Origin of the sequence: Acinetobacter sp. YH12200 (genome assembly GCF_013418175.1) — a bacterium.
GTDB classification, from domain to species: domain Bacteria; phylum Pseudomonadota; class Gammaproteobacteria; order Pseudomonadales; family Moraxellaceae; genus Acinetobacter; species Acinetobacter pseudolwoffii.
On record NZ_VPCO01000019.1, the window covers coordinates 60,705 to 69,699 of the forward strand.

An 8,995-nucleotide genomic window follows, 5' to 3' on the forward strand; every position below is an offset into this window, starting at 1 on the left:
ATACAGGCTTATTTTGATTTACTTTAAAATTTATTAATCCCAGCTCTCGAGAGAACTGGGATTACCTAAAAAATTAAAGTGAAGAGTTAGTACGAACTGCTTCAAGATTGGGTAAGTGAATCAGAGAAATAGATATATTTTTTTAATTCACAAGAACTATCCAAATTACATATTTGGATAGTTTGGACCACCGCCACCTTCCGGTGTTACCCAGGTGATGTTCTGAGACGGATCTTTAATATCACAGGTCTTGCAGTGCACACAGTTGGCTGCATTGATCTGGAAACGCTTGGAACCGTCATTATTTTCCATGATTTCGTATACACCTGCCGGGCAGTAACGCTGTGCCGGCTCATCCCATTTCGGTAAGTTCACTTCCACCGGAATCGAAGCATCAGTCAGCTTTAAATGCGCAGGCTGGTTTTCTTCATGTACGGTATTGGATACAAATACTGAAGACAGACGGTCAAAGGTCAGCTTGCCATCCGGTTTAGGATAGTTCGGTTTAAACGTTTCAGCCGCCTGAGTTTTCAGTGCCGCATGGTCTTGTACCAGATCATGTAGGGTAAACGGTACTTTAAACACGTTCTGATCAATGAAGTTAAATGCACCACCGATCCATTGACCGAATTTATGCATTGCCGGGCCAAAGTTACGTGAGTTATATAACTCTTCTTTCAGCCAGCTTGCATCAAACTTGTCTTTATAGGCGGTCAGTTCTTTGACAAAGAAATCTTCGCCTTCAACTACACGCGCAACCGCCAGATCACCGCCTTTTTCCACACCAGCCGCAATCGCTTCAAATACCGCTTCGCCGCAGAGCATGCCGGACTTCATTGCCGTATGTGAACCTTTGATTTTGGCAAAGTTCAGGAAACCTGCATCATCACCAATTAAAGAGCCACCCGGGAAGGTAAATTTAGGCAGTGAGTTAAAGCCACCTTTGGTCACGGCACGTGCGCCATAAGAAATACGCTTGCCGCCTTCCAGATATTGTTTAATCAGAGGATGGGTTTTCCAGCGCTGCATTTCCATAAATGGATACATATGCGGATTGGTGTAGGACAGATCCACGATCATGCCCAAAGTCACCTGATTATTTTCAGCATGGTATAACCACCAGCCGCCACTCGAGCCGGTTTCATTGAGTGGCCAGCCGGCACCATGCATCACCAGACCCGCTTTGTGCTTGGCCGGATCAATTTCCCACAGTTCTTTGATCCCGATACCGTAATGCTGTGGATCTGCATCTTTGGCCAGGTTGAACTGTTCGATCAGACGTTTACCGAGGTGGCCACGACAACCTTCAGCAAAAATGGTGTATTTGGCATGCAGTTCATAACCCGGGGTAAAGTTATGCGTTGGTTCGCCATCTTTACCAATGCCCATGTCACCGGTCTGGATGCCTTTCACGGTACCGTCAGCATGATACAGAATGTCCGATGCGGCAAAGCCCGGAAAGATCGAGACTTCCAGTTCTTCCGCTTTCTGGCCTAACCAGCGCACCACATTGCCCAGCGAGATGACATAGTTGCCATCGTTATGCATGGTTTTTGGCACCATCCAGTGTGGGGCTTCTTGTGATTTTTCATCTGAAAGCAGGAAGAAAGTTTTATCTTCGGTCACCGGCACATTGAGCGGTGCGCCTTGATCTTTCCAGTCCGGGAATAATTCATTGATGGCACGTGGTTCAAGTACCGCACCTGACAGGATATGTGCACCGACTTCGGAGCCTTTTTCTACGACACAAACGGACAAATCATTTAAGTTGTTTTCAATTGCAAGTTGACGGATCTTGATCGCAGCAGATAGACCTGCAGGGCCTGCGCCGACGATGACGACGTCAAACTCCATCGATTCTCTTGTTATATCTTCCATAATATAAAATCCAGTTTCGCTATACGATATTTATAGCATTATCCAGATGGCTTATGAAGTCTAATTTTTGTTTTTTATAGGGATAGATTTTGAGAGTCTTGGATTGCTGTAGAATGAATAGAATTGAAAAGATCCGGTTCAATATTAGAAAACGGTTTAATTATTATTGGCTGCAACAAATAAAAAGAGCGACCTAAGCCGCCCGAATGAGAGGTTTTACTTACATATTATTCAGGTTCATGGCAATACTATTCACCATGTGAATCAGACGCGGGCCAATTTCATTTTCCAGTTTTTCCTGATTTAGCAAATAACTTGGTGCACCACAGTTAAAAGTTAAAATACCATGTTTGGGATGAATCAAAGGAACGGCCACAGAGTTCACATCTTTGGCCCAGTCTCCGAGAGATAAACAATAACCATAATCCTGATAATCGCGAATGGCGCGTTCTAGATTTCGTTTAATTGTTGTCCATTGATCTTCATTTCTTTTTTTAATGGCATCAAATAAATATTCACGTTCTTTCACGTCCATCGCCGCCAGACATGCACGCCCCATGGCACTCGAATGAATTGGTAAAGTTGAACCCACTGAACGGCGCATGGTTAAAGTCGTATCTGTATGTACCACTTCCAGATAGATCATATTGAGACGGTCACGTGTTGCCATTGCCACTGGCGCCTGGGCATAACGTGACATTTCTTCCATAAATGGATAAGCCTGGGTTCGCGCAGAAATATTGCTTAAGGCAGAATAGCCCAGAGCCAGTACACCGACATCGAGTAAATATTTAGTCGTATTTGGAAGTTGTTTCAGATAGCCTAAAGATACCAGCGTACTGGTAATACGCGCCACGGTTGGCTTTGGTAAATTGGTCATTTGTGCAATTTCTTGATTGCCCAACAACTGATTGGTCGCAGAAAAGCATCTTAGAATCTCAAGGCCACGCGCAATAGACGCAATAAATTGGGGATTGTTTTCGCGATGAATATGCGAGATTGGATCTAAGCGAATTTCATCAAAATTAGGTATTTCACCTGTTTTATTTTTAGTCATGGTCTACATAAATAGAGAAGTAAATTAATGAATATCATAGCAACTTAGTTTCACGATACAAAATAAAACATTTAAATTGTAGATGAATTATATGAGTAACGACTAAATATTATTCTATCTCATGTCTAAATGCTGCTATACATAATAAATAACTGCAAAAAATAGTGGAGCTATTTTTAAAATAAAGCCTTTAAATAAACAATAAACTTTATCACTTTTTAAGCTTTCATCTCTGGTCAGCTCCTTATAGAAAGCAGCGTTAGTAAAGCGAAATTTAAAAAGCAATAATTTCGTATTGTGAAATATTATTCTATATTAAATCCATTTTAAAGCCAGATAAATTTCGTTTTTTTATAAAAAATAAATTTTTTGACGAATTTGCTTGCTGAATTTTTATTTTTATGGTTATTTATTTCGTAATACGAAACTAAAAATAAAACGGTAAAGGAATTTACCCAGACCATATACATGGAGATTCATATGATTCGCGATCCGGAAATGCTCGATCAACTTCTGTCTACGATTCGAGATTTTGTAAAAAATGAACTGGTTCCTCTCGAACATGAAGTAGAAGAGAACAATGCCATTCCTGAACATATTGTGGAACAGATGAAAGAGCTGGGTTTGTTTGGTCTGACGATTCCAGAAGAATACGGCGGTTTAGGCATTACCATGGAAGAGGAAATTCTGGTTGCGATGGAATTGGGCCGGACATCGGCTGCATTCCGTTCTCTAATCGGGACCAACAACGGTATTGGTTCAAGTGGCATCGTCATTGATGGTACAGAAGAGCAAAAACAGAAATATTTACCGCGTTATGCAACCGGCGAAATCATTGGTTCTTTCTGTTTGACTGAGCCAGATTCCGGTTCAGATGCTGCATCTTTAAAAACCAATGCGGTAAAAGATGGCGATTATTATGTTTTAAATGGCACCAAACGTTTTATTACCAATGCGCCACGTGCAACGACATTTACAGTCATGGCACGCACCAATCCAGAAATCAAAGGCGCCAGTGGCATTTCAGCATTTCTGGTAGAAGCGGGCACACCAGGCTTGAGCCTAGGCAAAATTGATAAAAAAATGGGTCAACATGGTTCTTATACCTGCGATGTTATTTTCGATAATTGCCGGGTGCATAAAGACCAGCTGATTGGTGGTGTTGAAGGCGTTGGTTTCAAGACGGCCATGCGCGTTCTGGACAAAGGCCGTTTACATATTGCCGGCTATAGCGTGGGTATGGCAGAGCGTATGCTGGAAGATGCCTTAAACTATGCGGTAGAACGCAAGCAGTTTGGTCAGGCTATTGCAAATTTTCAGCTGATTCAGGGCATGTTGGCTGACTCTAAAGCTGAAATTTATGCAGCCAAATGTATGGTACTGGATGCAGCCCGACTGCGTGATGCCGGTCAGAATGTGACGACGGAAGCCTCTTGCGCCAAAATGTTTGCCACTGAAATGTGTGGTCGTGTCGCTGACCGCTGTTTACAGATTCATGGTGGAGCAGGCTATATCAGTGAATATTCAATTGAACGTTTTTACCGTGATGTGCGTTTGTTCCGTTTATATGAAGGAACGACACAAATCCAGCAAATTATTATTGCACGTGAAATGATTAAACAGGCCACAGCCTAAACATATATTTTTTAAAATAGGGAAATATAAAAATGACGACTAAAACTAGATTTGATTGGCAAGACCCGTTCCTGATTGAACAGCAGCTCAGTTCAGAGGAACGTATGATCCGTGATGCGGCAGCAGCATATTGTCAGGACAAGCTGATGCCACGCGTATTAGAACAGTTCCGCCATGAAAAAACCGATCCGGCCATTTTTCGTGAGATGGGCGAGCTTGGTTTACTGGGTCCCACCATTCCAGAACAGTACGGTGGTGCCGGTTTAAATTATGTCAGCTATGGTCTGATTGCACGCGAAGTTGAGCGTGTTGATTCAGGTTATCGTTCAATGGCCAGCGTACAAAGCTCCTTGGTAATGGTACCGATTAACGAATTTGGTTCTGAAGAGCAAAAGCAGAAGTACTTACTAAAACTAGCGACTGGTGAATATATTGGTTGCTTCGGCCTGACTGAACCGGATCATGGTTCTGATCCGGGCAGCATGATTACCCGTGCCAAAAAAGTGGATGGCGGTTACCGTCTCACCGGCGCAAAAATGTGGATTACCAACAGTCCGATCGCGGATGTATTTGTGGTCTGGGCCAAAGAAGTTTCTGCCGAAGGTAATGTCGGTGACATTCGCGGATTTATTCTGGAAAAAGGCTGGGAAGGGCTGTCTGCACCTGCGATCCATGGCAAAGTCGGTTTACGTGCCTCGATCACCGGTGAAATTGTGATGGATAACGTCTTTGTACCGGAAGAAAATGCATTTCCAGAAGTGCGTGGCTTGAAAGGTCCATTTACCTGCCTGAACAGTGCCCGTTACGGGATTGCCTGGGGTGCCATGGGCGCAGCAGAATTTTGCTGGCATACTGCACATCAATACACCATGGACCGTAAACAGTTTGGCCGTCCATTGGCAGCAAACCAGCTGATTCAGAAAAAACTGGCCGATATGCAAACTGAAATTGCCCTTGGTTTACAGGTAGCATTACGTTTTGGTCGCATGAAAGATGAAGGTATCGCGTCAGTTGAAGGGACTTCACTGATCAAGCGCAATAACTGTGGTAAGGCCCTGGATATTGCACGTCTAGCACGTGACATGATGGGCGGTAACGGGATTTCTGATGAATTTGGTGTAGCCCGTCATCTGGTTAATCTGGAAGTCGTGAATACCTATGAAGGTACTCATGATGTACATGCCCTGATTTTAGGACGTGCACAAACCGGCATCGCTGCATTTTGTAACTAAGTCTAGCTATAACATCTAGCCAGCACATGCTGGCTAGAGCGCCGACTATTTGTTGCCGTTTGTTTACAAATACCAGGTTTTCAATAAGATACCCAATTAAAAATCAAGTGGAAACATGCACATAAATTAAATACCCGATAGGCAGATGATAGGATTATCACCCTGGTTCACTATATCTTTCATATAAATAATTACGTGAAAGATAAAAGTTATAAAAGCACCGGAATGCTCAAAAATATTTTAAGGACGCCATGAATACGATCAGTGCGCAACACCCTCATTTGGAAAATGATAACCAACCCAAGAAAAAAGTCTGGATTCTGGCCTTTGTGTTCTCATTTTTGGCATTACTGGTCGATGGAGCAGATATTGCGTTATTGGCCTACAGTCTGACCAGTCTGAAACAGGAATTTTCATTAAGCAGTATGCAGGCAGGGGCGCTGGGCAGCTGGACATTGGCAGGTATGGCGATTGGTGGATTTTTTGGTGGCTGGGCCTGTGACCGGTTCGGGCGGGTTCGAGTCATCGTGATCGCCATTGCACTGTTTTCTTCATTGACTTTCTGGCTAGGATTTGCCGAAAGCTATGATCAGTTTAAGTGGCTGCGTTTTACTTCTGCGATTGGTCTAGGCGCCTTGTATATTGCCTGTAATACCCTGATGGCGGAATATGTGCCAACCAAGTATCGCTCGACAGTATTGGCCACACTGATGACCGGTTGGACCCTGGGCTCGGTCGTCGCCACTGTTTTGGCAGGCTGGTTATTGCCCGAATTTGGCTGGCGATATCTGTATTATATTGCGATTATTCCTATTGTACTTTCTGTCGCAATGTACTTTTTAGTGCCTGAACCCAAAGCCTGGTTAGATGCACGTCAAGCGCGCCTCGATGCCAAAGCCAGCGGGATTGTTCAGGAAAAACCTAAAAACACTTTTAAAATGGTTTTTGAAGATGCACTTAGCCGTCGCATGTTCATTCTCTGGTCATTCAGTACCGCATTTTTACAGTTTGGATATTACGGCGTCAGTAACTGGTTACCTGCCTATCTAGAGTCGGATCTGGGCATCAAGTTTAAAGAAATGACCATGTATATGATTGGTACTTTCCTGATCATGATGTGTACCAAAGTCATTGCCGGTTTTATTGCCGACCGTATTGGCCGTCGTGCAGTGTTCGCATTTGGCACCATGGGCACCGCAATTTTTATTCCGGTGATTGTGTTTGGTAATACCCCGGACAATATTCTCTGGCTGATGCTGTTTTTCGGATTTCTTTACGGTATTCCCTATGGCATTAATGCCACCTACATGACGGAAAGTTTCTCGACCAAAGTACGTGGAACTGCGGTTGGTGGTGCATATAACGTGGGCCGTTTAGGTGCTGTTTTTGCCCCACTGACGATTGGTTATTTTGCTCAGGGTGGATCTATTGGAACCGGTTTATTGATCATGGGAATTGCCTATTTTCTTTGTGGCTTGATTCCGGCTTTCTTTATTAAAGATCGCTTATTTGATCCGCAAAAAGCCGATTAATCTACCAATCAAAATATATAGAAAAGATGCTAGGAAGCAATATGATGAATAAAATCACGCAGGATATCGAAACAGTTCTCAAACAGATTCCTGATGGTGCACACATTATGACCAGTGGTTTCGGTCTGGCAGGCCAACCGGTGGAACTGATCGAAGCACTGATTGATCTGGGTCCAAAAGATCTAACCATTATCAATAATAATGCAGCCTCTGGAGATCGTGGACTTACCAATTTACTGTTGTCTGGACTGGTCAAAAAAATGATCTGTTCCTTTCCACGCGCCAATAACTCCACTGTATTTGAAGACCTGTACAAGGCTGGAAAAATTGAACTGGAACTGGTTCCGCAGGGCAATCTGGCCTGCCGTATTCAGGCAGCAGGTGCCGGCTTAGGGGCAGTTTTCACGCCGACTGGCTTCGGCACCAAAATTGCAGAAGGCAAAGAAACGCGCCACATTAATGGCAAGGATTATGTGCTGGAATATCCGATTCATGCTGATTATGCCTTGATCTATGCCAATCAGGCAGATCGCTGGGGCAACTTGACCTACCGCAAGGCAGCGCGTAATTTTGGTCCGATCATGGCCAAAGCGGCAACAACCACTATCGCTCAGGTACACCAGATTGTGGAACTCGGAGATCTTGATCCAGAGATTATCGTAACGCCGGGCATTTTTGTACAGCATGTGGTTCAGGTCGGAGATATCAAATAATGACTATTCAAAAACGTACTCGTGAACAGATTGTGGCAAAAGTCGCGCAAGATATTCCAAACGGTTCTTTTGTCAATCTGGGCATCGGTTTACCGACCCGTGTGGCAGGTCATTTAAAACCGGAACAGAATGTGATCCTGCACTCTGAAAATGGTGTTTTGGGTTTTGCGGCCTTGAATGATCCTGAACAGGCGGATGATGACCTGATTAATGCCGGCAAGGAACTGGTGAGCATGCTGGAAGGCGGCAGTTTTATGAACTCTGCAGATTCCTTCGATATCATGCGCGGTGGGCATCTGGATATTTGCGTCATGGGGGCCTTTCAAGTGGCGATTAATGGTGATCTGGCCAACTGGCATACCGGTAATGCCGCTGCTGTACCTGCCGTAGGCGGCGCCATGGATCTGGCCGTCGGTGCGCGTTGTGTTTATGTCTGTATGGAACATGTCACCAAAAACGGTGCAGCCAAAATTGTTGAAGAGCTGACTTATCCGATTACCGGCAAGCACTGTGTAAACCGTATTTATACCGATTTGTGTGTGATTGAGCTCAAAGACCAGCAGGCCCGGGTCATTGAGATGGTGGAGGGGTTAAGCTTTGAGGAACTGCAACAGCAGACCGGATGTAAATTGCTGGATCATCGGCAGCAGTAGACAGCGCAGAGCTTCACCTTGTATAAATTACAGTATGCCTGTAACTTGTAAATCGTAGCTTAGGCTGCGATTTACGCATGTTTAAATGCTGAGTATTACATATAGATTTTGAATATCTGGAATAAGGCCGATCTTTACGCAATTTGAAGATATAAATACAAATTTTTGCTAGGGCGTGTCATCAATTAAGCCAAATGATTGTTGAAGCCAGGTAGATCGCTGATAAGAAGTTTTGAGCCAATTTATCATAGCGTGTGGCAATAGCACGATACTGCTTGAGCTTGGCAAAAAAGTT

At 44.0% G+C, this 8,995-nt stretch carries 8 protein-coding genes; 5 read left to right on the forward strand and 3 right to left on the reverse strand.

What is annotated here, in order from left to right:
* Positions 1-165: 165 nt before the first annotated feature.
* Positions 166-1,878 (reverse strand): electron transfer flavoprotein-ubiquinone oxidoreductase, encoded by a 1,713-nt coding sequence (locus FTU90_RS12215; protein ID WP_074382773.1) that lies wholly within the window; start codon positions 1,876-1,878, stop codon positions 166-168.
* Between the two features lie 220 nt (positions 1,879-2,098).
* Positions 2,099-2,935, reverse strand: coding sequence for an IclR family transcriptional regulator (locus tag FTU90_RS12220; RefSeq protein WP_005170895.1), 837 nt, complete (start codon positions 2,933-2,935; stop codon positions 2,099-2,101).
* Between the two features lie 480 nt (positions 2,936-3,415).
* On the opposite strand from FTU90_RS12220, the gene FTU90_RS12225 reads away from it, so the two are divergent.
* The 5 genes from FTU90_RS12225 to FTU90_RS12245 all read left to right on the forward strand — a co-directional run bounded on the left by FTU90_RS12225 (position 3,416) and on the right by FTU90_RS12245 (position 8,700).
* The gene (locus FTU90_RS12225; protein WP_074383164.1) at positions 3,416-4,570 is read left to right on the forward strand and encodes an acyl-CoA dehydrogenase family protein; all 1,155 of its coding nucleotides are present in this window, start codon (positions 3,416-3,418) and stop codon (positions 4,568-4,570) included.
* A gap of 32 nt (positions 4,571-4,602) precedes the next feature.
* Positions 4,603-5,802, forward strand: coding sequence for an acyl-CoA dehydrogenase (locus FTU90_RS12230; RefSeq protein WP_180072724.1), 1,200 nt, complete (start codon positions 4,603-4,605; stop codon positions 5,800-5,802).
* Between the two features lie 251 nt (positions 5,803-6,053).
* The gene (locus tag FTU90_RS12235; RefSeq protein WP_005170902.1) at positions 6,054-7,334 is read left to right on the forward strand and encodes an MFS transporter; all 1,281 of its coding nucleotides are present in this window, start codon (positions 6,054-6,056) and stop codon (positions 7,332-7,334) included.
* 41 nt (positions 7,335-7,375) lie between these two features.
* Entirely contained in the window at positions 7,376-8,047 is a 672-nt protein-coding gene (locus FTU90_RS12240) for a 3-oxoacid CoA-transferase subunit A (RefSeq protein ID WP_005170906.1), read from the forward strand.
* The gene (locus tag FTU90_RS12245; protein WP_159138111.1) at positions 8,047-8,700 is read left to right on the forward strand and encodes a 3-oxoacid CoA-transferase subunit B; all 654 of its coding nucleotides are present in this window, start codon (positions 8,047-8,049) and stop codon (positions 8,698-8,700) included. The genes FTU90_RS12240 and FTU90_RS12245 overlap by 1 nt, the downstream gene beginning before the upstream one ends.
* Before the next feature lie 181 nt (positions 8,701-8,881).
* Here the strand turns inward: FTU90_RS12245 and FTU90_RS12250 are convergent.
* The coding region (locus FTU90_RS12250) for a transposase (protein ID WP_180050720.1) at positions 8,882-8,995 on the reverse strand (114 nt) is incomplete at its 5' end.

Coding starts and splice junctions, on each gene's coding strand:
- FTU90_RS12220 (WP_005170895.1), bottom strand. CDS start 2,935: ATGACTAAAAATAAAACAGGTGAAATACCTAATTTTGATGAAATTCGC.
- FTU90_RS12230 (WP_180072724.1), top strand. CDS start 4,603: ATGACGACTAAAACTAGATTTGATTGGCAAGACCCGTTCCTGATTGAA.
- FTU90_RS12215 (WP_074382773.1), bottom strand. CDS start 1,878: ATGGAAGATATAACAAGAGAATCGATGGAGTTTGACGTCGTCATCGTC.
- FTU90_RS12235 (WP_005170902.1), top strand. CDS start 6,054: ATGAATACGATCAGTGCGCAACACCCTCATTTGGAAAATGATAACCAA.
- FTU90_RS12245 (WP_159138111.1), top strand. CDS start 8,047: ATGACTATTCAAAAACGTACTCGTGAACAGATTGTGGCAAAAGTCGCG.
- FTU90_RS12225 (WP_074383164.1), top strand. CDS start 3,416: ATGATTCGCGATCCGGAAATGCTCGATCAACTTCTGTCTACGATTCGA.
- FTU90_RS12240 (WP_005170906.1), top strand. CDS start 7,376: ATGATGAATAAAATCACGCAGGATATCGAAACAGTTCTCAAACAGATT.